This window comes from Aeromicrobium senzhongii (genome assembly GCF_014334735.1).
Classification (GTDB): domain Bacteria; phylum Actinomycetota; class Actinomycetes; order Propionibacteriales; family Nocardioidaceae; genus Aeromicrobium; species Aeromicrobium senzhongii.
The window spans coordinates 1,047,444-1,072,919 of sequence record NZ_CP060587.1 but is presented as its reverse complement, the minus strand read 5'-3'; the positions used below and the strand labels follow the sequence as shown (position 1 = coordinate 1,072,919).

Sequence of the window (25,476 nt, the reverse complement as noted above, 5' to 3'; positions counted from 1 at the left end):
CGGCTCATTCCTGGTGACGCTACCGAGTGCGGGCCAACGAAATCAACGGTTTTTTTCGGGAAATCAACGGTTTCGTCGGGTTCGTCGTCAACGTGCTGGTCCCGGGCGTAACAGCGTTCACTCGGCCTCCAGGTTGGCCCGCGCTCCCAGCAGGCGGGGCTCCTCGAGCGGCTCGTCGACAACGCACGGCGGGCCCAGCACGGCAAGCTCGTGCCGACGCAGGACGACGTGGACCTCATCGCCGAGATCCTGACCGGGCGCCTGCCCACCTCGTTCGACGTGAACGCCGCGGCCGACGAGCGCGCGGAGACAGCCGACCGGCTGACGCAGGAGCAGGCGACCATCCTCGGCGTCACGCGGTTGCTGACGCGCGTCGAGGTGCGCGGCGGTGCCGGAAGCGGCAAGACCGTCCTCGCCCTGCAGCAGGCCAAGCAACTGAGCAAGGGGCGCGGCGGCGTCAAACCTCAGCGGGTAGCCGTCCTCTGCTATTCGCTCGGACTGGCCGCCCACCTCGGTCGCGAGGTGCGGTCGTGGAACCGCAAGGAGCGGCCGGCGTTCGTCGGCACCCTCCACGACTTCGGTCGCCAGTGGGGCGCGCCGGACGGCGATCGCACCGACAGTGACTTCTGGGAGCGACGACCACAACCTGCGCAACACGCAGCAGATCCACGAGGCGTTCGGGCCGCTCGCGCCGTCGCGCATGTACTCCCGTGGCGGCGAGGGGCCGGCCGTCCGGTTCGTGGCCGCCTCGCCGGACGACGCCCTCGCCGCCGCCGATGATGCCGTGGACGCCCTGCTGGACGAGGGCTGGAATCCCGGCACGTCTGCCTGCTCACCACCGGTCGACGCCACCCCGGTGCAGGTCGAGCGCACCGACTACCACGACCAGGCGGGCTACTGGTCGACGTTCTTCGACGAGGACGACGTCTTCTACGGTCACGTGCTCGGCGCCAAGGGGCTCGAGCGCCGCGCCGTCGTGCTGTGCGTCAACGAGGACAGCGCCAAGGACCGTTCGCGCGAGCGATGTACGTGCCCGGGCCCGGGAAACCGAGGGTGCGAATGAGTCGGCCTATAAGCCGGATTCTGTCCTGCCGGAGCAGGGACGGCCATCCATCTGGGATGCCCATTGCTGGACACCTCGGTGCGACCTACCTGCCACGTCGGACGAGCAGCCCTGTGGCACGGCCCCGCGAGGGGCCAACTTGGTCTTGCTCCCGGTGGGGTTTACCTAGCCACGACGGTCACCCGCCGTGCTGGTGAGCTCTTACCTCACCGTTTCACCCTTACCCGCACCACCCGGAGGTGGCCGCTGGCGGTCTGTTCTCTGTGGCACTGTCCCGCACGTCGCCGTGGGTGGTTGTTAACCACCACCGTGCTCTGTGGAGTCCGGACTTTCCTCGACGCCCGAAGACGCCGCGACCGCCCGGCCGACTCATTCGCGTCCCCATCCTATGCCGAGACACCGCCGTGCCCCCCGGCCCGGTACGCTGGAGTCATCGAAAGGGAGTAGTCCCCAATCGCTGTGTCGACACACTGAGGCCTCGGCCTCCGGTACAGCGGGCCAGAGAAATCTGGCGGACGAGACTTTCGACCGGATTCGTGTACACGAGCCCGGTCGAGGCTCGTCGCGAACATGGCTCCTCGTCCGGGTGGACGAGGAGCTTTTCTGATGGAAGCCGTCTTCATCGCGGCAGCACTGGTGTTCGTCGCCGAGCTCGGCGACAAGAGCCAGCTCATGGCGATGACCTTCGCGACGCGCTACCGCGCCCGCACGGTCGTGCTCGGCATGGGCATCGCCTGCGCGATCATCAACCTGGCCTCGGCGCTGGCGGGTGAGGCGCTGGGCAACTTCATCCCCGAACAGGTGCTGCAGGTCGTGGCCGGCGTGGTCTTCCTCGTCTTCGCGGCGATCACCGCCTGGTCGCTGTTCGGCGATGAGCACGAGGACGAGCCCGACGTCGTCCCGCACAGTGGTCGGGCCCTGGTCACCGTGGGGCTGGCGTTCGCCCTGGCCGAGTTGGGCGACAAGACGATGTTCGCGACGATGACCCTCGCGACGCAGTACTCGTGGGTCTGGGTCTGGGTCGGCAGCACGCTCGGCATGCTCGTCTCGATCACCCTGGCCGTCGTGCTGGGCAAGCAGATCCTCAAGGTCCTGCCGGTGCGCGCCGTGCACGCCGTTGCCGCGCTGCTGTTCGCGGCCCTCGGCATCTGGATGCTCGTGGGCTGACATAGGGTCTCCGACGTGCTGATCGTCCTCCCCCCGTCCGAAGGCAAGACCCGGCCGCAGACCGGTCCTCCGCTGGATCTCGCCTCGCTCTCGTCGCCCCGGCTGACACGCACCCGCGAGCAGTTGCTGAACGCCCTCGTGCGGCTCAGCTCGACCAAGCGTGCCGCCGAGATCCTCGGCTTGGGGCCCCAGCAGGCCGACGACATCGTCCGCAACGCGCGGCTGCGCGAGGAGCCGACCGCCCCGGCCATCGAGGTCTACACCGGTGTCCTCTACGGCGAGCTGGGCTGGGCGGACCTCGACGAGACCGCCCGGGAGCGCGGCCGGGCCAGCGTGGCCGTCGCGTCGGCGTTGTTCGGTCTCGTGCGCCCGCACGACCTCATTCCGGCCTACCGGATGAGCGGATCGGTGAGCCTGCCCCGCCTCGGGACCGTCGCCTCACGCTGGAAGCCGGTCCTGCCCGCTGCCCTGGTCGACCTCGCCGACGGCGACCTGGTGCTGGACCTGCGGTCGGGCACGTACGTCGCGCTCGGCCAGGCGCCCGCCGGCTCGGTGACGATGCGCGTGCTGACCGAGGCGAACGGCAAGCGGTCGATCGTCAGCCACAGCAACAAGGCCACGAAGGGGCGCATCGTGCGCCAACTGCTCGCCGAGGGCGTCGAGGCGAAGGACGCGGGCTCGCTCGCCGACGCCCTGCGCGATCTCGGCTGGTCGGTGGAGTCCTCGGGACCGGCCCGCCTGGACGTCGTCCTGCGCTGAGGCGCGCGACCCGACTCCTCGTCCGCCGCGCCCACCCCCCACTTTTGGAATCGGATCCACGTCAAACGTTCCGGTTGAGGTGGATCCAGTTCCAAAAGTGGGGTGGGGCGGGGCGGGGCGAGCTCTCGAGTTCAGGGAGCGACGGAGAAGTTCCGCAGGCTCGGCGTCCCGTCGGGCCACCACGCGATCGTCGTGATTGAGGCCGGCGACAGCTCCATGCGGTGGATGACGTTCATGTCGGCCCCGAGCGCCAGCCGCACCATCAACTTGATCGGCGTCACGTGGCTGACCACGACCACCGTGCGACCCCCGTGGGTCTGCAGCAGCCGGTCGCGGGCGGCCTCGACGCGTCGGGCCACGGCGTCGAACGACTCGCCACCGGGCGGCGGGACGGCCGTCGACGACAGCCACGCGTCGAGCTCGGCGGGCCAGCGCTTCATGATCTCGGCGAACGAGGAGCCGTCCCACTCGCCGAAGCCGGCCTCGGCGAAGCCCTCCTCGATCCCGACGGGCAGCCGCAGCCGCTCGGCGACCGCGGCCGCCGTCTGACGCGTGCGCAGCAGAGGCGAGGCGACGATCGCGTCGGCGCCCCCGTGGTCGGCGATCCAGTCGGCGGCACGACGCGCCTGCTGGACCCCCTCGTCCACCAGGGGCGGGTCCTCGCCGCCCGAGCCGCTGAACAGCTTGCGCTGGGTGTGGGCCGTCACGCCGTGCCGCAGCAGGATGACGGTGGTCGGGTCGCCGTGCATCGAGCCACGCCAGCCCAGCAGGGGGTTCTTGCCCTGCGCCTGCACCGGCGCGTCGGCGCGCGGCTCGGTGAACAGGGACGGCGGCTCCGGCGGCTCGTCGGCCAGCTGCACCGGACCGGTCGAGACGAACGAGGAGACCAGACCTGGGCGGCCGGCCTTCTCGGCGTCGAGCGCGGCATTGGCCAAGGCGTCGGCCCGGGCGTTCTGGGCGCGCGGCACCCAGGTCCAGGTGACCGGCCCGAGATCGCGCACGATCTCCTGGGCCCGCATCGCCAGCGGCTTCATGTCCGGGTGCTTGATCTTCCAGCGACCGGCCATCTGCTCGATGACCAGCTTGGAGTCCATGCGCATCTCGAGCGGCTCGCCCGGGGCATGCTCACGGGCCAACTCGAGGGCGGCGATCAGGCCGCGGTACTCGGCGACGTTGTTCGTGGCACGCCCGATCGTCTCGCCGCGGTCGGCCACCAGCACGCCGTCGCGCAACAGCGCGGCGCCGTACGAGGCAGGACCGGGGTTGCCGCGAGATCCTCCGTCAGCCTCGGCGGTCCAGCCCATCAGACGCCGGACTCGGGCGTGCGCACCAGGATGCGGCTGCACTCCGGGCACCGCAGGACCGTGTCGGCGGGCTCGGCGGCGAGCTCGCGCAGATCGGCCCCATTGATCTCGATGTGGCAGCCGGTGCAGCGGCGCGCGCGCAGCTCGGCCGCACCCAGCCCGCTGTGGCTCCCCGCGACCTTCTCGTAGAGCGCCAGCAGGTCGGCGGGCACCCGCGGCAGCACGAGCTTGCGCGCCGCGACGAGCTGAGCGGCCTCGGCGTCGAACGTGGCGACCTTCTCGTCGCGCGCGGCAACGAGGACCTCACGGGCGGCGTTCTCCTGTGCGAGCGCGGCCTCGGCCTCGGCCAACTCGGCCTGGGCGGCCTCGAGCTGCTCCATGACCTCGAGTTCCTCGTCCTCGAGCGTGGCGATGCGCCGCGCGAGGGCCTCGAGCTCGCTCTGGAGGCTGGACAGGTCCTTGGGGTTCGTGATGGCGCCGGACGAGAGCCGGTCCTCGTCGCGCGTGCGACGGGTCTTGACCAGCTCGACCTCGGTATCGGCCTTCGCCGCGGCGCGAGCAAGGTCCGACACGCGGGTCTGGACCTCGATGCGGCGGGCGTCGAGCTCGCGGATCCGGCCGTCGGCCGCGGCGATCTCGGCGTGCTCGGGCAGGGACTTGCGACGGTGGGTCAACTGCGCCAGCGCCGAGTCCTTCCCCTGCAGGTCCAACAGTGCCTGCTGGGCGACCGGTTCAGCCTTCACGTACGACTCCTCACGACAGCGTCCGGCTCCACGGATCGGTGACGATCGTGGAGACGTGGGTCTTCACCGTATCGCCCAAGGCCTCACGGACCGCCGCCGCCACGGTCGGCAGCCAGGTCCACTCGGCGGCCCAGTGCGGCACGTCGACGACGGCGCAGGCGCCCGGCCGCTCGAGGTGCTCGCTGACCGGATGGTGGCGCAGGTCGGAGGTGACGTAGACATCGGCTCCGGCAGCGTCGGCGGTGCCCAGCAGGAAGTCGCCCGATCCCCCGCACAGCGCGACGGTCTCGACGGTCCGGTCGAGGTCGCCGGCGATGCGGGTGGCGCCGGCGTGCGACGGCAGCGCCGATCGGACGTGCTCCGCGAACGCGCTCAGGGTCATGGGCTCGACGAGACGACCGATGCGTCCCGACCCGCGGTCGCTGGGCCGGGCGGCGAGCGGCCACAGGTCGTACGCCACCTCCTCGTAGGGGTGGGCGTGCAGCATCGCCGCGCGCACGCTCTCGCGGATCCGAGCTTCGGCGACGACCTCGATGCGCGTCTCGTCGACCCACTCGACGTCGCCGACGGACCCGATCGCCGGCTCGGCGCCGGCGAGCGGGCGGAAGGAGCCGCGCCCGTCGCTGCGGTACTGGGCGTGGTCGTAGTCGCCCATCCGGCCCGCGCCGGCGTCGTGCATCGCGGCGACCACCCGGTCGGCGTCGTCGCGCGGGACGTAGACGACCCACTTGTCCAACGGTGACTCGAGATCGGTCTCGAGCGGGCGCAGGTCGGTCAGGCCCAGGGCGAGGCCCATCGACTCGCTGACGCCGCGCGGGGCGGAGTCGGCGTTCGTGTGGCAGGTGTGCAGACCGATGCCGTGCGAGATCAAGGTGTGCACGACGCGGCCCTTCGGTGTCGTCGCCGCGACGGACGTGACGCCCTTGAGGTGGAGCGGGTGGTGCGTCACCACGAGTTGGGCACCGCGCTCGACGGCCTCGTCCACGACGGCCTGCACGGGGTCGACAGCGAACAGGATCGAGGTGACCTCGGCGTCGGGGTCACCGGCGACCGTGCCGACGGCATCCCAGTCGTCGGCCCATCGGGGGTCGTAGAGGCCGTCCAGGACGGCGATCACGTCACGCAGCGCAGGCATGGGATGAGTCTGTCACGCGGGATGCTCAGGCCTCGAAGACCTGGAAGTTGGCCGGCAGGCCCGGCTCGATGTCGGTGGGCGGCGGCTTCTTGTCCCACCCACGGTCGACCGCGCCCACCGGCTGGTCCAGGTCGTGGAACCGCACCGGGAGCCCGGCCGCGCGCAGCGGCTGCGGCCGATCCATGAGCTGGAAGTGCAGGTGCGGCTCCGAGCTGTTGCCGGAGTTGCCCACCTGACCGACGAGGTCGCCGGCGGCCACCCGGTCCCCCACCGCGACGGCCACGGTCCCCCGGCGGACGTGGGCATAGAGCGAGTGCACGCCGTCGCCGTGATCGACCACCACGTGGTTGCCGATGACAGCACCCGGACCACCGAGGTCACGGAAGCCGTCGATCACCATCATGTACGCGAACGCGAGCCACGAGGTGCGCGAGAGGTGGTCACGTCGACCGTCCAGCACCCGGACGACCGTGCCGTCGGCGACGGCCAAGATCGGCTCACCGAACGAGCTGAACCGGTCGGGACGCTCGAAGCCGCCGAGCAGTGGATACGTCGGCGCGGTCCCCTCGGGCCGCGGATGGATGATGTCCACGGCGTGCGACTGGCCGTAGGCCCGGACACCATGGCTGGGCACGGCACTCGCGGGGCTGTGCACGACGGTCCACCGGCCTCGCACCGGACTGGCGACGTGCACCGGGTCGCGATCGTCCTGATGGGGCGGCCGCACGAGGGCCAACGCGAAGAACAGCAGGGTGAACGGTCCCGCGACGGCGTAGGGCACCGACGGCAGCAACCCCGACACCACCGCCGCCAGGAACCCCCAGGCCCAGACCGGGAACAGACCGCTGACCGCTCGGCGCCACCGGCCGGAGTCGCGGCTCGACATCCGCGACACGCGGTCAGCCGACACTGGCCAGCGCGAAGGGCAGGACGCCGGGCGCGCCGGCTCGTCGCAGCTCGCGGGCCGCGACGGTGATCGTCCACCGGCTGTCGACCAGGTCGTCGACCAGCAGAACCGGCCCGTTCAGACCAGCCAACGCGGCAGCCAGCTCGGGACCGACCGAGAACCGTCCCCACACCGAGGCGAGACGGAAGGCGCTGTTGCCGCCGGTCTCGGCGCGCGGGATGTGCGGGTCGAGGTCGAGCGTGCCGAGCAGCGGCATCCGGCCCAGTCGCGAGATCGTCTCGGCCGTGGAGCGCACCAGGGTCGGTCGCGTGACCGAGGGCATCGCCACGACCGCGACGGGTCGCTGGTCCCACGGCCAGTCCCGCAGCGCGCGCACGACGGCGCCGACCAACGGCTCGGGGATCTCGCGGTCGGGAGCGCCCGCGGCGAACAGCTCACGCAGCGTGCCGCCCCAGCCCAAGTCGGTCAGTCGGGCGACCACGCGCCCGGTCTCGGCGCGCTCGTCCGGCGCGATCCGGCCCTTGACGTCGACCCCGCGCCGGTCGGCACCGGTGGGCCACTGACCGCGGGGCTCGATCGGCACGCCGACCCGGTCGAGCGCCTCGGCGGCCCGGCCGACGGTGGCCTCGGGGACGTCCGTCGGATAGAACGGCGCCGCGCAGACGTCGCACCGACCGCAGGGCGCGGCCGAGGGGTCGTCGAGGTCCTGCTGCAGCAGCTGCATCCGGCACGTCTCGCCCCGCTCGTACGTCAGCATCGCCTGCTGTTCGTGCTCACGGGCCGCCGCGATGCGCTCGTACCGCTCGGCGTCGTACGTCCAGGGCTGGCCGGTGGCGACCCATCCCCCGCGCACCTTGCGGACGGCGCCGTCGACGTCGAGCACCTTGAGCAGCAACTCCAACTGGGTTCGCTTGACGTCGACGAGCGCCTCGAGGGCCGGGGTGGAGATCGGCTCGGAGCCCAGCTGGTCGATGACGCGAGCCGCGCGCTCGGGATCGGGCATCGACGCCGTGGCGAAGTACCGCCAGATGTCGCGGTCCTCCGGCCCGGGCAGCAGCAGCACGTCGGCGCGCTCGGTGGCGCGGCCGGCACGGCCCACCTGTTGGTAATAGGCCACGGGCGACGAGGGCGCGCCGAGGTGGATCACGAACCCCAGGTCGGGCTTGTCGAAGCCCATCCCCAGGGCGCTCGTGGCGACGAGCGCCTTGACCCGGTTCTCCTTCAGCGCCTGCTCCAGCTCCTCGCGCTCGGAGGGGTCCGTGCGGCCGGTGTACGCCCGCACCTCGAAGCCCGCCTCGCGCAGCAGCCGGGCGGTGTCCTCGGCCGCCGAGACGGTGAGTGCGTAGATGATCCCGCTGCCGTCGAGGTCGCCCAGATGGGCCACGAGCCAGCCCAGCCGCTGCTTGGCGGTGGGCAGCGTCAGGCAGCCCAGCCGCAGCGAGTCACGTGCCAGCGAGCCGCGCAGGGTCAGGACGTCGCCGCCGAGCTGCTCGGCCACGTCGGCCACGACGCGGGCGTTGGCCGTGGCGGTGGTCGCCAGGACCGGCACGTGCGGCCCCAGCGACTCGATGACGTGGGCCAGCCGACGGTAGTCGGGCCGGAAGTCGTGGCCCCAGTCGGAGATGCAGTGCGCCTCGTCGACGACGAGCAGGCCCATCTGCTCGAGCAATCGCGGCAGTTGCCGCTCGCGGAACGTCGGGTTGTTCAGCCGCTCGGGCGAGACCAGCAGCACGTCGATCGTGTCGGCCGCCAACCGCGCCTCGATGTCGTCCCACTCCTCGACCGTGGCCGAGTTGATCGCGGCGGCCCGCACCCCCGCCCGCTCGGCGGCGGCGACCTGGTCGCGCATCAGCGCCAGCAACGGGGAGACCAGGACCGTCGGTCCGGCACCGCGGGCGCGCAGCAGAGCGGTGGCCACGAAGTACACCGCCGACTTGCCCCAGCCGGTGCGCTGGACGACCAGCGCGCGGCGCTGCTCGTCGACCAGGGCCGAGATCGCCTCGAGCTGGCCCTCGTGGAACTGCGCGTCGGGTCGCCCGGTCAGCGCACGGAGTCGTTCGAGGGCGGCATCGGCGGTGGCGGTGGCGATCGACGTCATGCCCCGATCGTGTCAGGCGGCTCCGACAGCCGGGCGCACCCGCTGCATCAGCCGGGTCGCGCGGCCAGCCCGACGTCGATCCAGAACCGCAGATCGGCGTCCTCGCCGAGGCCGATGGGGTCGACCTGCAACCACCTCTCCCCCATCTCACGACCGTTCCTCATCGCGGCGGGGCGCGCACCCGGTCGCGCCGTCAGCTCGTCCCGGCGGCCCGGATCGATGCGCACCAGCAGACCCCCGTCGCCACCGGCCGAGACCGCGAGCGCGCCGTCGACCATGAAGGACAGGCCGCCGAACATCGAGACCTCGCGAGCCCGCCGGCCGGCGAGCGCGCGACGGATGCGGCGCACGAGCACCTCCTGCGGCGACATCTCCCCAGCCTACAAAGGTGGGGACGAAGGACTCGAGCCCTCGACCTCCCGCCATGGCCGTGCCACAGGAGCTCTGCCGCAACCCGGGGCCAGCACTGGCCGTGCTCGCGGCCTAGCCTGAACGCATCGCGAGAAGGAGCACCATGAAGATCACCATCATCGGCGGTTCGCAGGGCACAGGTGCCGAGCTGGCCCGGCTCGCCTCGGCAGCAGGTCACGAGGTGACCGTCCTGTCACGCAGCGGTTCAGCGCCCGCCGGCGCCCGATCGATCACCGGCAGCGCCACTGATCCGGCCAGCGCCGCTGCTGCGGTGACCGGCGCCGACGCCGTCGTCGTCACCGTCGGTGGTGCCAAGGGGGTTCGCCACCAACGAGCGGCTGTCACCGCCGAGATCGTCACCGCGATGGAGCAGGCCGGAGTACGGCGCCTGGTGGTCCAGTCGTCGCTCGGCGCCGGCGATTCCGCCCGCCAACTGCCCGGCGTGCTGCGCTGGATCACCCCGCTCCTGCTCGCCAGCCCCCTGGCTGACCACAACGCCCAGGAGGCGGCCGTCATGAGCTCGGGCCTGGACTGGACGATCGTGCGGCCGACCGGCCTCACCCGCAAGCCCTCCACCGGCGCATGGACCGCTCTCGAGGTCGGCCAGCCGGGAACCCTGCGCGGCACGATCACGCGCGCCGATCTGGCGGCCTATCTGCTCCAGGTCGTGCAGGACCCGTCGACCATCGGTGCCGCCATCGGGATCAGCAACAGCTGATCGTGGCGCAGAAGGTGGGCGAAGAGGGGCTCGAACCCCCGACCTTCCGGGTGTAAACCGGATGCTCTGACCAACTGAGCTATTCGCCCGAACGCAGGTGAACGTTAGCGCACCGGGTGTCTGACGAGACCCCGGAGACAGAAAGGCCGCGCCGCCGGGGTCTCGGGTCCCCGGCGGCGCGGTAGCACCATCAAACCAGATTCATATGGTCAATGTGAGTTATTCGCGCCCGATCTGGCCTGAAAAATTGCTGTGTTGTCAGGGAAGTGACTCAAGTGCCTCACGGTACGCCGCGAGGTCGCGCGCTTCACCCAGACCGTTCTCGACCTTCCAGCGCACGATGCCCTCGCGGTCGATCACGTAGGTTCCGCGTGCCGCCGCGCCGGGGCCCTCCTGGAAGATCCCGTACGCCTTGGCGACCTCGCCGTGGGGCCAGAAGTCGCTCAGCATGCTGAACTCGTAGCCGTCCTGGTCGGCCCAGGCGCGCAGCGAGAACATCGGATCGCACGAGATCGCCAGGACCTCGGCGTCGGCGTCGTTGAAGACCGCCAGGTTGTCGCGGATCTCGCACAGCTCGCCGGTGCAGATGCCGCTGAAGGCGAACGGGTAGAAGACGACGACCACGTTGCGCCCGCGCAGACCCGAGAGCGAGACGTCCTGGCCGTGCTGGTTCTTGAGAGTGAAGTCCGGCGCCTCGGCGCCGACCTCGACCAGGGATCCGGTCATGGTCACCGCTTGTGCGTGGACAGCTTGGTGGCGACCCAGTTCGGGCCCACGGCCGACGTGGTCGTGATCGAGAGGCCCGCGATCGGGGCAGCCTCGCCGATGTCGGCGCCGGAGACGTGACCGTCCAGCCCGACCTTCGGGGTCAAGAGCCACACGGAGCCGCCCTCCGCGACGTCCTGCGTCGCGTCGACCAGCGCATCGGTCAGGTCACCATCGTCCTCACGCCACCACAGGATCACTCCGTCGACGACCTCGCCGACGTCACCGTCGACCAGTTCGCTTCCGGTGTGTGACTCGACCGCCGAGCGAAGCTCGTCGTCGACGTCCTCGTCCCAGCCGAGCTCCTGGATGACGGAGTCAGGTTCGAAGCCCAGCTTCGCCGCGTCCACCGCACCTCCTTCTCCCCTGCTTCTCGACAGGGTGTATCGGTTGCTTGCCGGACTCACACTAGCGAACTCCGGGTGGTTTGATGGAAGGGTCCATCCCGACACCCCAGGGAGTGCAACATGGCCCCATCCGGCCCCGACCGTCCGATCATCCACGGAGGCATGCCAACACAGCTGCCCGACGTGGATTCCGAAGAGACGCAGGACTGGCTCCGCTCACTCGACCAGATGGTCGACGAGCGCGGCCGGGACCGCGCCCGCTACGTGATGTTGCGGATGCTCGAGCGTGCCCGTGAGCGCGCCGTGGGCATGCCCGCACTGCGCAGCACCGACTTCATCAACACCATCCCCCCCGAGCGCGAGCCCGACTTCCCCGGCGACGAGGAGATCGAGCGGCGCATCCGCTCCTACATCCGCTGGAACGCCGCGGTCATGGTCTCGCGCGCGAACCGGCCCGGACTGGGCGTCGGCGGACACATCGCCACCTACCAGTCGGCGGCGAGCCTCTACGAGGTCGGCTTCAACCACTTCTTCCGCGGCAAGGACCACCCCGGCGGTGGCGACCAGATCTTCTACCAGGGTCACGCCGCCCCGGGCATCTACGCCCGCTCGTTCCTCGAGGGACGCTTCGACGAGGACCGCCTGAACAACTTCCGCCAGGAGCACTCGCAGGGCGCCGGCAAGGGCCTGCCCTCGTACCCGCACCCGCGGCTGATGAGCGACTACTGGGAGTTCCCGACGGTCTCGATGGGACTCGCGGCGATCAACTCGATCTACCAGGCCCGGTTCAACCGGTACCTGCAGCACCGCGGCATCAAGGACACCAGCGAGCAGCACGTCTGGACGTTCCTGGGCGACGGCGAGATGGGCGAGCCCGAGTCGCTCGGCGCGATCAGCGTCGCCGGCCGCGAGCAGCTCGACAACCTCACGTTCGTCGTGAACTGCAACCTGCAGCAGCTCGACGGCCCGGTGCGCGGCAACGGCAAGATCATCCAGGAGCTGGAGTCGATCTTCCTCGGCGCGGGCTGGAACGTCATCAAGGTCGTGTGGGGCCGCGAGTGGGACGACCTGCTCGCCCGTGACACGACCGGCGCGCTGGTCAACCAGATGAACCGCGTCCCCGACGGCGAGTTCCAGAACCTGTCGATCGCCGACGGCGCGTACAACCGCGAGCACTTCTTCGGTCCCGACCCGGAGCTGCGCAAGATCGTCGAGCACCTCTCGGACGAGCAGATCGAGAAGCTGCCGCGTGGTGGTCACGACTACCGCAAGGTCTACGCGGCGTTCGACTCGGCGATGAAGCACAAGGGCCAGCCGACCGTGATCCTGGCGCACACCGTCAAGGGTTGGCTGCTCGAGTCGCTCATGGCGCGCAACGCGACGCACCAGATGAAGAAGCTGACGACGGACGACCTGAAGAACTTCCGCGATCGGCTGCACATCCCGATCACGGACGAGCAGATCGAGTCGCCCGACGGTGCGCCGTACTACCACCCCGGCAAGGACCACGAGCACATCACGTACATGCTCGAGCGCCGTCGCCAGCTCGGCGGCCCGTTGCCGTCGCGCATCGTCAAGGCGAAGCCGCCGGTCCTGCCGGCGCAGGACGCCTATGACGACCTGCGCAAGGGCTCGGGCAAGCAGCAGATCGCCACGACCATGGCGTTCGTGCGGTTGCTGCGGGAGCTGATGAAGGACAAGAACATCGGCTCGCGCATCGTGCCGATCGCCCCGGACGAGTACCGCACGTTCGGCATGGACTCGATGTTCCCCTCGGCCAAGATCTACAGCCCGCACGGGCAGATGTACGAGTCGGTCGACCGCAAGCTGCTGCTGGCCTACAAGGAGAGCCAGCAGGGCCAGCTGCTGCACGAGGGCATCAGCGAGGCCGGCGCCATGGCGTCGGCGACCGCGGCGGGCAGCGCCTACGCCACGCACGGCGAGCACATGATCCCGGTGTACCTCTTCTACTCGATGTTCGGGTTCCAGCGCACCGGCGACTCGATCTGGGCGATGGCCGACCAGATGGCCCGCGGCTTCCTGATCGGCGCCACGGCCGGTCGCACGACCCTCACGGGCGAGGGGCTGCAGCACGCGGACGGCCACTCTCCCCTGCTGGCGCGCACGAACCCGGCCGTCGTCCACTACGACCCGGCGTTCTCGTTCGAGATCGCGCACATCGTGCAGGACGGCATGCGCCGCATGTACGGCGACGAGCCCAACCCGCAGGGCGGCACGGGCGAGAACGTCATCTACTACATGACGGTCTACAACGAGCCGCTGAACCAGCCCGCCGAGCCCGAGGGCGTCGACGTCGACGGGATCCTCAAGGGCGCCTACCGGTACGCCGCCTCGCCCATCGAGGACGACGCACCGACGCGGATCCTCGCGTCCGGTGTCTCGGTGCCGTGGGCATTGCAGGCGCAGCAGATGCTCGCCGAGGAGCACGGCGTGGCGGCCGAGGTCTGGTCCGTCACCTCGTGGAACGAGCTCGCTCGCGAGGCCGAGGAGGTCGAGCGCTGGAACTTCAACCACCTCGACCAGGAGCCGAAGACGCCGTGGATCACCGCGAAGCTCCAGGACGGTGGTCCGACGGTCGCGGTGAGCGACTTCATGCGGGCCGTGCCCGACCAGATCGCTCGCTGGGTCCCCGGCGCGTGGATGTCCCTGGGCGCCGACGGGTTCGGCTTCGCCGACACCCGCGCGGGCGCACGGCGCTACTTCCAGATCGACGCCGAGTCCATCGTCGTGGCGGTGCTGGCGTCGCTGGGCCGTGAGGGTCGCGTGGACCTGAAGGTCGCTCGCGAGGCGTTCGAGTCCCTGCGGATTGACGATCCGACCGCCGCCAGCGGCGGGAACCAGGACGGCGGCGGGGCCTGAGTTCGGCCGACCGGCCGCCTCATCGGCGGCCGGTCGGCCACCCGTAGACTGTCCCGCATGGTCCAACGGTGGTGGAGCGCAGCACGGTCATGGCCCTACACCTTCGGTGTCCTCCTGGCCGCCGCCGTCGGCATCACCGCGATCGTCATGTCGAGCAGTCTGGGCATCGCCCTGAAGGACCCCGAGGGCTTCCTCGGACCGGCCTACGTCCGGCTCCCGGTGATGGGCCTGGGCTTCTTCGCCCTGGGCATCGTGCCGCTGGCCCTCAAGCGCGCCGGCGTGCGCCACTTCGGCCGTGGCGTGAAGGACATCATCCGTGACGAGTGGTCGTGGAACCGCGTGTTCCACATCGCGACGGGCCTGCTGACGTTCTACGTCTGCTACGTCAGCTACCGCAACATCAAGGGCTTCCTGCCCACCGTGCGCGAGGGCGTCAACTTCGACACCATGCTGTCGCGCTGGGACTACTGGATGATGTTCGGCCACCACCCGGCCGACCTGCTGCACCAGCTGCTCGGCACCGGGTTCGCCGCCCAGGTCCTGGCGACCGTGTACGTCAGCTACCTGCCGCTCATCCCCATCACGCTGGCCGCGTTCCTGGTCCTGAACCGCGACTTCACGCTGGGCGCCTGGTACGCGACCGCACTGTCGCTCAACTGGGTCCTGGGCGCCGCCGCGTACTACATCTTCCCCTCGCTGGGCCCGGCCTACACGAACGCCGCACTGTTCGACGCCCTGCCCACCACCGGCGTCACCCAGCTGCAGTACTCGTTGTTCGTCAACGCCGCCCAGAACCTCGAGAATCCGATGAACGCCCCCATCTGGGGCATCGGCGCCTTCGCGTCGCTGCACGTCTCGGTGACGCTGACGGCCGTGCTGTTCTTCCAGCGCACCGACCAGCCGCGCTACCTGCAGATCACCGCGTGGGTCTACTTCGTCCTCACGGTCATCGCCACGATCTACTTCGGCTGGCACTTCATCGCCGACGACATCGCCGGCGCGTTCATCGGCTGGATCTCGGTCGCCCTGGCCGGTTGGGCCACGGGCAACGGCTTCTGGCACCAGCGGCACCACAAGATTCAGCTGACGGCCGACGGAGACGCCTCGTCCGGCAGCGACACGCTGGCCAATCCCGCCTGATCCCCGCGACGCAGCAACGCGCGCCACTTGCCACGGTGGTACTGCGCCGGCGACTGGCTGCGGCAGAAGTCGACGACCACCCGGGCGAACTCGTCCGGATGGTCCTTGTGCGGGAAGTGCCCGGAGTCCTCGAAGACGTGCACGTGCGAGTTGTCCATGAGCGGCAGCCGCTGGGCGTGGGCGACCGGGATGACGTGGTCGTTGCGCCCCCACACCACCAGCAGTGGCATGAGGCGCGTCAGATAGGCACGGTCGGCCATCGTGACGAACTGGCCGTTCCAGTCCAGCACGGTCCGGGTGAGTCGGCGGATCGCGAGTGACGTGGTGGGATCGGCCAGACCGTCGTAGATCTGGGCGACCTCGTCCAGGTCGCGCGCCAGGGGCACGTGCGACAGGGCGCGCATCGAGCCGCTCACGAGACCGCGCCACGGCCTGGCGGTCGCCAACCGGATGCCCAGTCCCGCCCCGGGCAGGGTGAGGGCGCGGATCAACGGGGTGACCTCCGGGCCCAGTCCCCCGCTGGAGACCAGCACGACTCGTTCGGTGCGCTCGGGGAACTGGTAGGCGAACTGCATCGCGACGCCGCCGCCGAAGCTGTGTCCGGCGACCGTGACCTTGTCGATGCCCAGGATCGTCAGCAGGTCACGCATCCCGTTGGCGAAGCCGCCCAGGGAGTAGTCGGCGTTGGGCTTGTCGGACTCGCCGTGCCCGAGCAGATCGGGCGCGATGACGGTGAAGTGCTGGGCCAACTGGTCCATGACCGGGAACCAGGTCGTGGAGTCGCAGGCCATGCCGTGCAGGAGGAGCAGCGGCGGGCCGGTTCCTCGCATGCGGTAGGCGCGTCGGTAACCGTGGACCACGACGTACTCGACGTCGTCGACTGCTCCGCGCTCCGGGGGAAGCACCATCTTCACATCGTAGGTCAGGTGGGCGGGGGTTACGTGGTGAAGCGACTAGACTCGCCACGTGACGTCTCGACCCGACCTGCGCCATCGTGCTGCGCGCGCTTTCGGCTGGCTGGCACTCATCGGTGTGGCCCTGGGCATCGGCTTCGGCCTGTTCTCCGCGGGTGCGCTGACGGCCACCGGCGTGACGTCGGCCGACCTGCCGCCCCTGGCCGCGCCCACCAGCGAGCCCGAGACCACGGCCACCCCCGAGCCGGAGCCCACGCCGGAGGAGCCGCAGGAGGACGACACGCCCAAGCCGCGTCTGAACCGCGTGCCCGGCGACCGGGTCGCCCCCGGCGAGCGCTTCGCGATCGTCGGCGTCCTGCCGTCGGTCGACGCCGGCACCGTGCTGCAGATTCAGGTCAAGGACGGCGACGGGCCGTGGGACGACTTCCCGGTCACCGTCACCGCGCGGGACGGCGGAAGCTTCGAGACGAAGATCTACACGTCGCGCACGGGCGAGCGGAAGTTCCGCGTGATCGACAAGGCCTCCGGCGACAACACGCCGGACATCCCCGTCACGATCGGCTGATGGGTCGGGCGCGCTCGCTTCGCTTCGCGCTCACTCCCGGCTCCGCAGAGCTCCGCCGGGCCGACCCGCTCGTCGCTGCGCTCCTCGTCATGGCGAGCGTCCACCCGGTGACCTGACTTCTCAGATCACCTGGTGCAGCCAGCGCACCGGTGCGCCCTCGCCCGCCAGGCGGAAGGGCTCGAGCTCGGCGTCCCACTTGACGCCCAGGAGCCCGTCGAGTGCCTCGTCCATGGTGATCTCGCCCTGGGCGGCCTTGACCCGGAACGCCTTGATGCGGTCCTCGGGGATCAGCAGGTCGCCGTGCAGGCCGGTCATGGCGTGGAAGATGCCGAGCGTGGGCGTGAAGGAGTAGCGCGCGCCCTCGGTGGTCGCGGTGGGCTCCTCGGTGATCTCGAAGCGCAGCAGGTCCCAGCCACGCAGCACGGAGGTCAGCGCGGCGGCCGTCCCGGCGGCGGCCTGCCACGACAGCTCGGCGCGGTAGGTGCCCGGCTCGGCCGGCTGCGGGGTCCACGAGAGATCGACCTTGCCACCCAGCACGCCGGCCGCAGCCCACTCGATGTGAGCGCACAGCGCGGACGGTGCGGAGTGCACGAAAAGGACACCCCGGGTCATTGGGGTGCCGGCTCGGACCGTGTTCACCGTGTTCATCGGTACCTCCCTAGGTGCGCCTTCCCCAGCGATCTCGGGTGATACCTGCGCCCATTGTGTCCCAAACACCCCGTCACGACAAGGGTGGGGCGCCACGACGCGCCGTCGGCGGCTCGCCGGGGCCCGCCCGCGACGTCACAGCAGCTCGCGGCAGGCGGCCAGGATCTGCTCCTCGGCCGCCCGCCAGTCCTCCTGCGCACCGATCGTGTGGGTCACCGGCGCCGAGACGTGGTCGACACGGACCCCGGCCTCGCGCAGCCGCTCCACGTAATCCAGCGCCGGCGCCGTCAACGGATCGAAGTCTCCGGTGACCACGACGGCCGGCGGCAGTCCGCTCAGGTCCGGCGCCCGCAACGGCGACAGGTACGGGATCGCCCGGTTCGGGGCGTCCCCCGCGTAGTAACGGCGCAGCGTCTCGATCCCCCGGAGGGCCTGCGGGTCCTCCAGGCCGGCCGGGTCCTCCGCGAGGTCGACCGCGGGCGCCACCAGGACCTGCATCGCCAGTTGCTGCTCACCCTCGTCCTTCAGCAGCAACGTCAACGCCGCGGCGAGGTGTCCGCCCGAGCTGGTGCCCGCGACCGCGACCCGGTCCGGATCGACCTGCGGGCCGGCGCCCCGCCGCAGCCACGCGACGACGTCGCGCGCGTCGTGCAGTTGCACCGGGAACCGGAACTCCGGGGCCAACCGGTAGTCGACGTTGAGGACGACCGCCCCGAGCCCGTGACACAGCATCCGGCACGTGCCGTCGCCCAGCCGGTACCCCTGGGCTCCCCCGCCCATCCACCAGCCTCCGCCGTGCAGCACCACGATCGCCGGCGGACGGTCCCCGGGGTCGATCGGCCGGTAGACCCGCGCTGCGATCGTCCCGCCCTCGACCGGAATGTCCACGTACCCGATCGACCCGACCGGGTCGTCCCGGTCGCCCAGGAAGCCGTACCGGGCCGCGGTCTCGAGGGCCAGCGCGTCGTGCTGGGCGCGCACCCGTGCCACGCGCCGCTCCCAGTCCTCGCGGGTCTCACCCGGGGCGGGCTCGGGATCGGGCAGCGGTGGCGTGGGGCTCTCGGCCTGGGCAGCCAGTGCGCGTTCGACCAGCGAGCGCAGCCGCGGCGGCATGTCGTCCGGCACCATGGTGGCTCCTCACAGTCCGTGGTCAGGTGGTCACGCCCCGCATGAGGCGGGGCTCGAGCATGATCTGCTGCGTCGTGGTGTCCCCGTCGAGCCGCGCCATCAGCAGGCGGCGCCCGACGACGCCGGACTCGCGCAACGGCTGGACGACGGTCGTCAGCTGCAACGCGTCGGCCAGCACTCCCCCGTCGTAGCCGATGACCGCGAGGTCCTCCGGCACGCGCAGGCCCAGCTGGCGGGCTGCGGTGACGACGCCGGCGGCCAGCTCGTCGTGGTGGGCGAAGACCGCCGTCGGCCGTGGGTCGAGCTCGAGGATCTCGTGCAACGCCTCCCGGGCCCCCGCGAAGTCTGGCCCGCAGACCACCCTCCGGATCGCCCCCTCGGGCAGGCCCGCCTCGCTGAACGCCCGCTCGACGGCACGCCACCGACGCTGCCCGGGCGAGAGGTAGTCGTTCGAGACCTGCTCCTCGGCCAGGAAGGCGAGGTGCCGGTGGCCCAGCTCGGCGAGGTGCCGCCCCACGACCAGACCGCCGTGGTCGTCGCTGACCGACACCGACGAGAAGCCCTCGTGCTCGCTGTCGACCAACACCGTCGGCAGCCCTCGCCTCGCCTGCCGCTCGGCCAGCTCACGGTCCAGGGGCACGCCCATGATGATCAGCCCGTCGAGCCGGCCCGAGGCCGGCAGCGAGGCCAGCAGCGGGTGCGGGTCCGCGGCCACCGAGTCGTGGTCGAAGACGACGACCTCGGTCCGCCCGGACCGGTTCTCCAGGACTCCCGCCAGCCGCTGCAGGTACGACGGGTACGACGTGAAGGGCGCCAGGACCCCGATCCGCCCCGTGCCCCGCCTCGCCCGCGAGACCGCCGCCTCCTTCGGCACGAACTGCAGGTCGTCGATCACCGCGAGGACGCGCTCGCGCGTGGCGGCACCGACCCGCTCCGGACGGTTGAGCACGTGCGAGACGGTTGCGATCGACACGCGGGCCAGCCGCGCGACGTCGTAGATCGTCGGTCGACCCTCACGGCCGGTCATCGCGACTCCCCTCGCCCACGACGGCGCTCGGGATCGCCCGCCAGAGCCGCCGGGTCACGTCCGCGACGGGGTTCTCGTGGATCTGCTGCGCCCCCGCGACCTCGACGAGCCGGCCGCCGTCAAGCACGGCGATGCGGTCGCTGAGGTGCCGCACCACCGTGAGGTCGTGCGAGATGAACACGTGGGTGAGCTGACGACGGCGTCCCAGGTCGGCCAGCAGGTTCAACACCTGTGCCTGGACCGAGAGATCCAGGGCACTCACGACCTCGTCGCAGATGAGGAACTCCGGGTCCATCGCCAGTGCACGGGCGATGGCGATCCGTTGGCGCTGGCCGCCTGAGAACGCGTCGGGGTACCGGGTGAGCGCGTCGGCCTCGATGCCGACGTCCGCGAGGGCGTCGACGGCCCGCTCGCGCGCTCCGTCCCGACCCAGCCCCAGCGTCAGCCGAGGGCCCTCGGTGAGGGAGTCACCGATGGTCCGCAGCGGGTTCAGGGCGCTGCGGGGGTTCTGGAACACGATCTGGCGTCGTCGGGCCAGATCGCGTGAGCGGCGTCCCCGCCGCACGAGCAGCGGCGCTCCGTCGTAGGTGACCGTGCCGGCCGTCGGCGCCAGCAGCCCGCCCAGGACGGCACCGAGCGTGGACTTGCCCGAGCCGGACTCGCCCACCAGGCCCAGCACCTCGCCGCGCCGCACCTCGAGGTCGATCCCCTCCAGGGCGACCACGCCTCGCCGACCGGAGCCGTACTGCACCGTGACGCCGCGCGTCGCCACGAGGGGCGCGGCAGTCATGCGCGGGTCCTGTCGAGCACGTCCGCGAACCTGAGGCACCGGCTCACGCGCGGATCGCCGGCATCGGTCGGATCGTCGGGGTCCACGGCGAACAGCGGCACCGAGGCCTGCCGGCACGCCGGCGTCACGAGGTGGCAGCGGTCGGCGAACCGGCAGCCGGTCGGCCACGCCCCCGGAGCCGGAACGGTTCCGTCGATCGCGGCCAGCCGCTCCCCCGGCGTGCCGCGGCGCGGGTCCGCCGCCAGCAGCGCGGCGGTGTACGGGTGGGCGGGATGGGCGAGCAGCTCGCGGGTGGGCGCGAGCTCGACGACCTCGCCGGCGTACATCACCGCCGCGCTGTCACAGACGGCGGCGAGGACCCCCACGTCGTGCGTGATGAGGACCAGCGTCATGCCGTCGGCGCGCAGCTCGTCGAAGAGGTCCAACACCTCGGCCTGCACGGTCGTGTCGAGCGCCGACGTCGGCTCGTCGGCCACGATCAGGTCCGGATCGGTGGCCAGGGCCATCGCGATGCCGACGCGCTGCGCCATGCCGCCGGACAGCTCCCAGGGCCGGCTGCGGGCGACCCGCTCCGGCTCGGGCAGGCGCACCCGCTCGAACAGCTCGAGTACGCGGGCCCGCACCTCGGCACGACCGGCCTCGGGACGATGCACGCTCACGACCTCGGCCACCTGGGCGCCGACGCGACCGCTCGGGTCCAGGCTCGACGCTGCATCCTGCGCCACCCAGCCGACGCGCCCGCGACGACGGACCTCGCCGGCGGTGACCTGTCCGTCGCCACGGATGCGCCCGACGATCGCCTCGGCCGTGATCGACTTGCCGCATCCACTCTCGCCGAGGATCCCCAACGCCCCTCCCGGCAGCACCGCCAGATCGACGCCGCGGACGACGTCGATCCACTCCTGCCCGCGCGGGAAGCTGACCGTCAGTCCCCGCACGGAGACCAGGGCGTCCTCGGGGTCCGGCAGCTCGGGGGCCGGCGGGGTCACCGCTCTCGGGCGCACCCCGGTCTCGACCCGCGTGCGCATGCTGGCCGCGACCGCGTCGCGCACCCCGTCACCGACCAGGCCCAGCGCCATGACGAAGGACATGATCACGAACCCGGAGGGGACCATCAGCCACGGGTGGGCGCCCAGGTGCCGGGACGCCTCGGCCACCAGCAGGCCCCACGACGACTCGCCGCTGCCCAGCCGCAGGAAGCCCAGGGCGGTCTCGAGTCCGACGGCGGCCGCCCCGAAGAGGGAGAGCTGGACGATGACCGGGCCGCTCAGGTGGGGCAGCACGTGGCGGCGCATGATCGTGGCGGGTCGCAGGCCCATCGTCTGCGCGGCGCGGACGTACAGCTCCTCGCGCACGCCGAGGGTCACCGACCGCACGACCCGCGCCAGGCCGGGTGCGCCCAGGACTCCGAGAGCGACCATGGCGATCACCTGGCGTCCCGGGAACACCGCCAGGACGACGAGCAGGATGATCGCGGCCGGGACGGCCTGCAGCACCTCGCTGGTCCGCAGCACGGCCCATTCGACCGGTCCGCGCAGGTAGCCGGCCAGCAGGCCCGCGCTCACGCCCAGCACGGCGAACACCACCACGGCGACGAGGACGCCGTACAGGGTCGTGCGGCCGCCCCACAGGATGCGGCTGAAGACGTCCAGTCCGAGCTGCCCGGTGCCGAGCAGGTGCTCGCGACTCGGCCCGGCCAGGTTCGCGTCGAGGTCCTGCTCGGTCGGTCCGTACGGAGCGATCGCGCCGGCGAACAGGACGAGCAACAGGACGAGGGCGAGATAGGCGGCGGCCGCCATGGGCACCTTCTGGCGCACGAAGTAGGTCACCCAGGAGCGGCGGGTCATCCGGCACGCACCCGGGGGTTGAGCAGCACGTAGACGAACTCGACCAGCAGGTTCACCACCACGACCATCACGGTGAACGTCACGGCGATCGCCTGGATCAGCGGCAGGTCGCTGGACATCGTCGCCTGGACGGCCTGGCTGCCCAGACCGGGCAGGACGAAGACCGTCTCGACCAGGACCGTCCCACTCAGCAGGCCGACGAAGACCAGCCCCATGATCGTGATGACCGGCGCCGCCGCGTTGCGCAGGACGTGGCGGCCGATGACCGAGCGTTCGCCGATGCCGCGCACCCGCAACGCGTAGACGTAGTCCTTGTCCAGCTCCGAGCGGATGCCGTCGCGGGTCTGCTTCGCGATGGGTGCACTGCTGGTGAGCCCGAGCGTGAGGACGGGCAACACCAGCGATCTCGCCCAGCCGGCGGGATCGGAGCCGAACGTGACGTATCCCGTCGCCGGGAAGAAGGACGTCTCGATCGCGAACAGGAAGACCAGCACGTAGGCGAACCAGAACGACGGCACGGCCAGACCGAGCAGCGCGAGACCGTCGACCAGCCGTCCCAGGAACCCGTGCTGCAGTGCCGCGGCAACCCCCAGGGACACTCCGACCACCGTGGCCACCAGCAGCGACGCGACCACCAGCGTCACCGTGACCGACAGCCGGGTCGTCAGCTGGCTCGCCACCGCGGCGCCGTTCGTCAGGGAGTTCCCGAAGTCACCGTGCAGCGCCGCCCAGGCCCAGTCGCCGTAGCGCTCGAGCAGGGGCCGGTCCAGGCCCATGGCCTCGCGCATCTGCAGGTACTGCTCCTCCGTCGAGTTCAGGCCCACGACCGAGCGCGCGGCGTCACCGGGCACCAGGTCGACCAGCACGAAGGTCAGGAAGGACACCGAGACGACCAGGGCGACCGCCGTGAGCACCCATCGACCTGCCAGGCGCAGCATGTCACTTCGCCACGTTGTACCAGTCCAACGGCGTGGCCACGGGCGCCTTCGGCGACACCGCCACGCCGCCGAGGTCGTCGCGGCTCGCGTAGAGCACGGGACCGAAGGACACGGGCGCGAACCAGGCCTCGTCGGTCAGGTACGTGATCATGTCCTGGTTCAGCTTGTCGCGCTCGTCGCCGCTGGCCGCGGCCGCCTTGTCGTACAGGTCCGTGAGCTCCTTGCGCTCCGTCGCGAAGCCGTTGAAGATGCCCGCGTTCGGCAGGAACAGACCTTGGCCCAGCAGGTACATCGGCTGCGCCCCGTAACCCACGGACATCGCCGGGTGGCTCTTGTCGGTCGCACCCTGGACGTAGGACTGCTCGTCGGTGAGGTGGTTGAGATCGGCCTTGATGCCGATCTCCGCCAGGTACGGCGCGACCGCCTCGGCCATCGTGTCGATCTCGGCGAACCGGATGGACAGGACCTTGAGGGGGAAGCCCTTCTCGTAGCCGGCCTCCTTCATGAGCGACTTGGCCTTGTCGACGTCGTAGGGGTAGCGGTCGGCCGCCTCCTTGGACCAGCCCTCACCGCCCTCCATGACGACGGTGTCGGTCGGCACGCCGTACTTGCCGAGCAGCGCCTCGGTGATCTTCTCGCGGTCGATCGCGTAGTTGATCGCCTGGCGGACGCGGACGTCGCCGAGCGGCTTGCTGACCTCGCCGTCGCGGTCGATGAGGCTCAGGCCCTGCCACACGAACGGGATCCAGACGATCTGTGCGCCCGCGCTCGTCGCCTGGTCGACGGTGTCGGGGCTGGCCGTCGCGAGGTCGATCTGACCGGTCGCCAGGGCGTTGACGCGGGCCTGCTGGTCGCCGATGACGCGGATGACGACCTCGTCGTAGTGCTGGCGCTCGTCCTTGGCGTAGTAGTCCGGGTTCGCGGTGTACGTGTAGTGATCGCCCGGGACCGACTGCTTCGGGTCGAAGACGTACGCACCGGCGCCCTGCGACGGGTTGTCGGCCGTGAGCTGACCCGGCGCCTTGACCCCGGTGGGGCTGATGATCTGCCCCACCCCGTAGCTCTGCGTCAGGAACTCCGGCAGCATCGGGTTGGGCGAGCTGAGCCGCAGCGTCAGGCTGTCGTCGTCCTCCGCCTCGATGCTCTTCACGTTCGCCAGCAGGTGGGCGTTGGGCCCCTGACCGTCCCGGACGTACTCCAGCGAGGCCTTCACGGCGGCGGCGTTCACCGGGCTCCCATCGGTGAACGTCACCCCGTCCCTCAGCTCGAGCTCCATCGAGGTGTTGCCGTCGCCCATCTCCCACTCCTGCGCCAGCGCCGGCTTCAGAGTGCCGTCCGAGCTGCGGTAGATCAGCGGCTCGTACGCCAGCAGCGTGTAGTTGACGAAGGCGATGTTGACGGTCGCCGGGTTGACCGACGTCGCCTCCGTCTCCATGGCGAAGGTCAACCGCTTGCCTCGTTCGGCGGTCCCGGTCACCCCCTTCAGGTGGTCCTTCTCCTCATCGGCGGAGTCACTTCCGCCATCACCACTGCAGGAGGCCAGGGCCAGGGACGCGGCCAGGGCAGCGACGGCGACGCGGATGGATCGGAACGAGCGGATCGAAGGACTCATCGGACTCCCCTGCCGTGTGTGATGTAACTCACACTGATCCGGTGCCGGACGAGAGTCAAGAGTTTTCTGTCAAGCACTTCACAGGCCCGCGACCTCGCGCGGAATCACTGGAAGAACAGGGCTCAGACGAGGTGGACGGCGGTCACGCCGGACTCGCGCAGCAGGTCGGCGACCGCTGCGTCGTCCTCCCACGCCTCGGCCACCTGCAGGCCATCGGCGGCGATGTCCTCGAGCAGCGCGGCCTTGACCGTCGTCGCGGGACGGTAGTCGGCCGCCCAGCGCATGTAGAGCCCGTCGTGGGCGATCCCGTGACCGGCGAGCCAGTCCAGCGTCAGATCGCGCCAGACGAACTCCCGCCCGGTCCACAGCACGATCGCCAGCCCACGCTCGCGGGCATCGTCCAGGGCGGCCCTGACGTCCGCCCGCGGCGGGCAGTCGGCCGACGCCGCGTGGAAGGCGGCGTAGTCGCGATCGGGCCCCTGCGTGAGGTGCTCGATCGCGGACGTGTCGCACAAGGTGCCGTCCAGGTCGAACAGTGCCGCCTCGCGCATCGTGACTCCGTCTCGCCTC

At 70.9% G+C, this 25,476-nt stretch carries 25 protein-coding genes, 1 tRNA gene and 1 other RNA gene; 7 read left to right on the top strand and 20 right to left on the bottom strand.

The genetic code is table 11. The annotated features are described in order from the left end of the window. Positions 1-117: 117 nt before the first annotated feature. Complete coding sequence (locus H9L21_RS05475; protein ID WP_154595355.1) at positions 118-573, bottom strand: hypothetical protein; 456 nt, start codon at positions 571-573, stop codon at positions 118-120. A gap of 46 nt (positions 574-619) precedes the next feature. Here H9L21_RS05475 and H9L21_RS05470 point away from each other — a divergent pair, with 46 nt between their 5' ends. Further along, positions 620-1,063, top strand: a complete 444-nt coding sequence (locus tag H9L21_RS05470) for a hypothetical protein (RefSeq protein WP_154595356.1) — start codon at positions 620-622, stop codon at positions 1,061-1,063. On the opposite strand, the gene rnpB is transcribed toward H9L21_RS05470, so the two are convergent. After that, positions 1,057-1,435: RNase P RNA component class A (gene rnpB, locus H9L21_RS05465), an RNA gene on the bottom strand. The two genes, H9L21_RS05470 and rnpB, sit on opposite strands and share 7 nt — an antisense overlap. Before the next feature lie 234 nt (positions 1,436-1,669). On the opposite strand from rnpB, the gene H9L21_RS05460 reads away from it, so the two are divergent. Both H9L21_RS05460 and H9L21_RS05455 read left to right on the top strand, forming a co-directional pair. Then, on the top strand, positions 1,670-2,230 hold the full coding sequence (locus H9L21_RS05460; protein ID WP_154595357.1) for a TMEM165/GDT1 family protein: 561 nt from the start codon (positions 1,670-1,672) through the stop codon (positions 2,228-2,230). A 15-nt stretch (positions 2,231-2,245) separates the two neighbouring features. Next, positions 2,246-2,989, top strand: a complete 744-nt coding sequence (locus tag H9L21_RS05455; RefSeq protein WP_187411822.1) for a YaaA family protein — start codon at positions 2,246-2,248, stop codon at positions 2,987-2,989. 131 nt (positions 2,990-3,120) lie between these two features. Here the strand turns inward: H9L21_RS05455 and H9L21_RS05450 are convergent, their stop codons facing one another. From H9L21_RS05450 to H9L21_RS05425, 6 genes are read right to left on the bottom strand one after another with little or no spacing between them, the layout of a single operon-like run. Then, the gene (locus H9L21_RS05450) at positions 3,121-4,293 is read right to left on the bottom strand and encodes a bifunctional RNase H/acid phosphatase (RefSeq protein ID WP_154595358.1); all 1,173 of its coding nucleotides are present in this window, start codon (positions 4,291-4,293) and stop codon (positions 3,121-3,123) included. After that, a complete protein-coding gene (locus tag H9L21_RS05445) occupies positions 4,293-5,036 on the bottom strand; it encodes a zinc ribbon domain-containing protein (protein WP_255467348.1) in 744 nt (247 codons plus the stop codon). Before H9L21_RS05445 ends, H9L21_RS05450 begins: the two co-directional genes overlap by 1 nt. Positions 5,037-5,046: 10 nt before the next feature. Beyond that, complete coding sequence (locus tag H9L21_RS05440; protein WP_154595359.1) at positions 5,047-6,171, bottom strand: Nif3-like dinuclear metal center hexameric protein; 1,125 nt, start codon at positions 6,169-6,171, stop codon at positions 5,047-5,049. 25 nt (positions 6,172-6,196) lie between these two features. After that, a complete protein-coding gene (locus H9L21_RS05435) occupies positions 6,197-7,057 on the bottom strand; it encodes a M23 family metallopeptidase (RefSeq protein WP_154595360.1) in 861 nt (286 codons plus the stop codon). A gap of 13 nt (positions 7,058-7,070) precedes the next feature. Then, complete coding sequence (locus H9L21_RS05430; RefSeq protein WP_154595361.1) at positions 7,071-9,176, bottom strand: RecQ family ATP-dependent DNA helicase; 2,106 nt, start codon at positions 9,174-9,176, stop codon at positions 7,071-7,073. 47 nt (positions 9,177-9,223) lie between these two features. Further along, positions 9,224-9,547, bottom strand: a complete 324-nt coding sequence (locus tag H9L21_RS05425; protein WP_154595362.1) for a TfoX/Sxy family protein — start codon at positions 9,545-9,547, stop codon at positions 9,224-9,226. A 143-nt stretch (positions 9,548-9,690) separates the two neighbouring features. Here H9L21_RS05425 and H9L21_RS05420 point away from each other — a divergent pair, with 143 nt between their 5' ends. Further along, positions 9,691-10,305 carry an NAD(P)-dependent oxidoreductase gene (locus H9L21_RS05420; RefSeq protein WP_154595363.1) on the top strand — a complete coding sequence of 205 codons (615 nt, stop codon included), beginning with the start codon at positions 9,691-9,693 and terminating at the stop codon, positions 10,303-10,305. Between the two features lie 15 nt (positions 10,306-10,320). Here the strand turns inward: H9L21_RS05420 and H9L21_RS05415 are convergent. The 3 genes from H9L21_RS05415 to H9L21_RS05405 form a co-directional block, all read right to left on the bottom strand. Continuing rightward, positions 10,321-10,394 (bottom strand) — tRNA-Val (locus H9L21_RS05415). A gap of 169 nt (positions 10,395-10,563) precedes the next feature. After that, a complete protein-coding gene (locus H9L21_RS05410) occupies positions 10,564-11,031 on the bottom strand; it encodes a peroxiredoxin (RefSeq protein ID WP_154595364.1) in 468 nt (155 codons plus the stop codon). Between the two features lie 2 nt (positions 11,032-11,033). Beyond that, positions 11,034-11,420 carry a DUF3052 domain-containing protein gene (locus H9L21_RS05405; RefSeq protein ID WP_187411821.1) on the bottom strand — a complete coding sequence of 129 codons (387 nt, stop codon included), beginning with the start codon at positions 11,418-11,420 and terminating at the stop codon, positions 11,034-11,036. A gap of 117 nt (positions 11,421-11,537) precedes the next feature. Here H9L21_RS05405 and aceE point away from each other — a divergent pair, with 117 nt between their 5' ends. Together aceE and H9L21_RS05395 are read left to right on the top strand one after the other, a co-directional pair. Next, positions 11,538-14,297: a pyruvate dehydrogenase (acetyl-transferring), homodimeric type gene (gene aceE / locus H9L21_RS05400; RefSeq protein ID WP_154595365.1), complete on the top strand. Its 2,760-nt coding sequence runs from the start codon at positions 11,538-11,540 to the stop codon at positions 14,295-14,297. Positions 14,298-14,354: 57 nt separating this feature from the next. Then, on the top strand, positions 14,355-15,437 hold the full coding sequence (locus tag H9L21_RS05395) for a phosphatase PAP2 family protein (RefSeq protein ID WP_154595366.1): 1,083 nt from the start codon (positions 14,355-14,357) through the stop codon (positions 15,435-15,437). Here the strand turns inward: H9L21_RS05395 and H9L21_RS05390 are convergent. Then, complete coding sequence (locus H9L21_RS05390; RefSeq protein WP_154595367.1) at positions 15,377-16,345, bottom strand: alpha/beta fold hydrolase; 969 nt, start codon at positions 16,343-16,345, stop codon at positions 15,377-15,379. The genes H9L21_RS05395 and H9L21_RS05390 overlap by 61 nt on opposite strands. Before the next feature lie 58 nt (positions 16,346-16,403). Between H9L21_RS05390 and H9L21_RS05385 the strand changes: the two genes are divergently transcribed. Next, positions 16,404-16,916, top strand: coding sequence for a hypothetical protein (locus H9L21_RS05385; protein WP_154595368.1), 513 nt, complete (start codon positions 16,404-16,406; stop codon positions 16,914-16,916). A gap of 120 nt (positions 16,917-17,036) precedes the next feature. Here H9L21_RS05385 and H9L21_RS05380 read toward each other — a convergent pair whose 3' ends face one another. The 8 genes from H9L21_RS05380 to H9L21_RS05345 form a co-directional block, all read right to left on the bottom strand. Further along, positions 17,037-17,507: a DUF3145 domain-containing protein gene (locus H9L21_RS05380; protein ID WP_439647306.1), complete on the bottom strand. Its 471-nt coding sequence runs from the start codon at positions 17,505-17,507 to the stop codon at positions 17,037-17,039. Positions 17,508-17,699: 192 nt separating this feature from the next. Beyond that, a complete protein-coding gene (locus H9L21_RS05375; RefSeq protein WP_154595369.1) occupies positions 17,700-18,692 on the bottom strand; it encodes an alpha/beta hydrolase fold domain-containing protein in 993 nt (330 codons plus the stop codon). A gap of 22 nt (positions 18,693-18,714) precedes the next feature. Next, positions 18,715-19,719, bottom strand: coding sequence for a LacI family DNA-binding transcriptional regulator (locus H9L21_RS05370; protein ID WP_154595370.1), 1,005 nt, complete (start codon positions 19,717-19,719; stop codon positions 18,715-18,717). Then, positions 19,706-20,509 carry an ABC transporter ATP-binding protein gene (locus H9L21_RS05365; protein ID WP_154595371.1) on the bottom strand — a complete coding sequence of 268 codons (804 nt, stop codon included), beginning with the start codon at positions 20,507-20,509 and terminating at the stop codon, positions 19,706-19,708. The genes H9L21_RS05370 and H9L21_RS05365 overlap by 14 nt, the downstream gene beginning before the upstream one ends. Next, on the bottom strand, positions 20,506-22,356 hold the full coding sequence (locus H9L21_RS05360) for a dipeptide/oligopeptide/nickel ABC transporter permease/ATP-binding protein (protein WP_154595372.1): 1,851 nt from the start codon (positions 22,354-22,356) through the stop codon (positions 20,506-20,508). The genes H9L21_RS05365 and H9L21_RS05360 overlap by 4 nt, the downstream gene beginning before the upstream one ends. Continuing rightward, positions 22,353-23,294 (bottom strand): ABC transporter permease, encoded by a 942-nt coding sequence (locus tag H9L21_RS05355; protein WP_154595373.1) that lies wholly within the window; start codon positions 23,292-23,294, stop codon positions 22,353-22,355. Before H9L21_RS05355 ends, H9L21_RS05360 begins: the two co-directional genes overlap by 4 nt. A 1-nt stretch (position 23,295) precedes the next feature. Beyond that, positions 23,296-24,906: an ABC transporter substrate-binding protein gene (locus H9L21_RS05350; protein ID WP_154595374.1), complete on the bottom strand. Its 1,611-nt coding sequence runs from the start codon at positions 24,904-24,906 to the stop codon at positions 23,296-23,298. A gap of 122 nt (positions 24,907-25,028) precedes the next feature. After that, on the bottom strand, positions 25,029-25,457 hold the full coding sequence (locus H9L21_RS05345; RefSeq protein WP_154595375.1) for a phosphatase domain-containing protein: 429 nt from the start codon (positions 25,455-25,457) through the stop codon (positions 25,029-25,031). Positions 25,458-25,476: the final 19 nt, after the last annotated feature.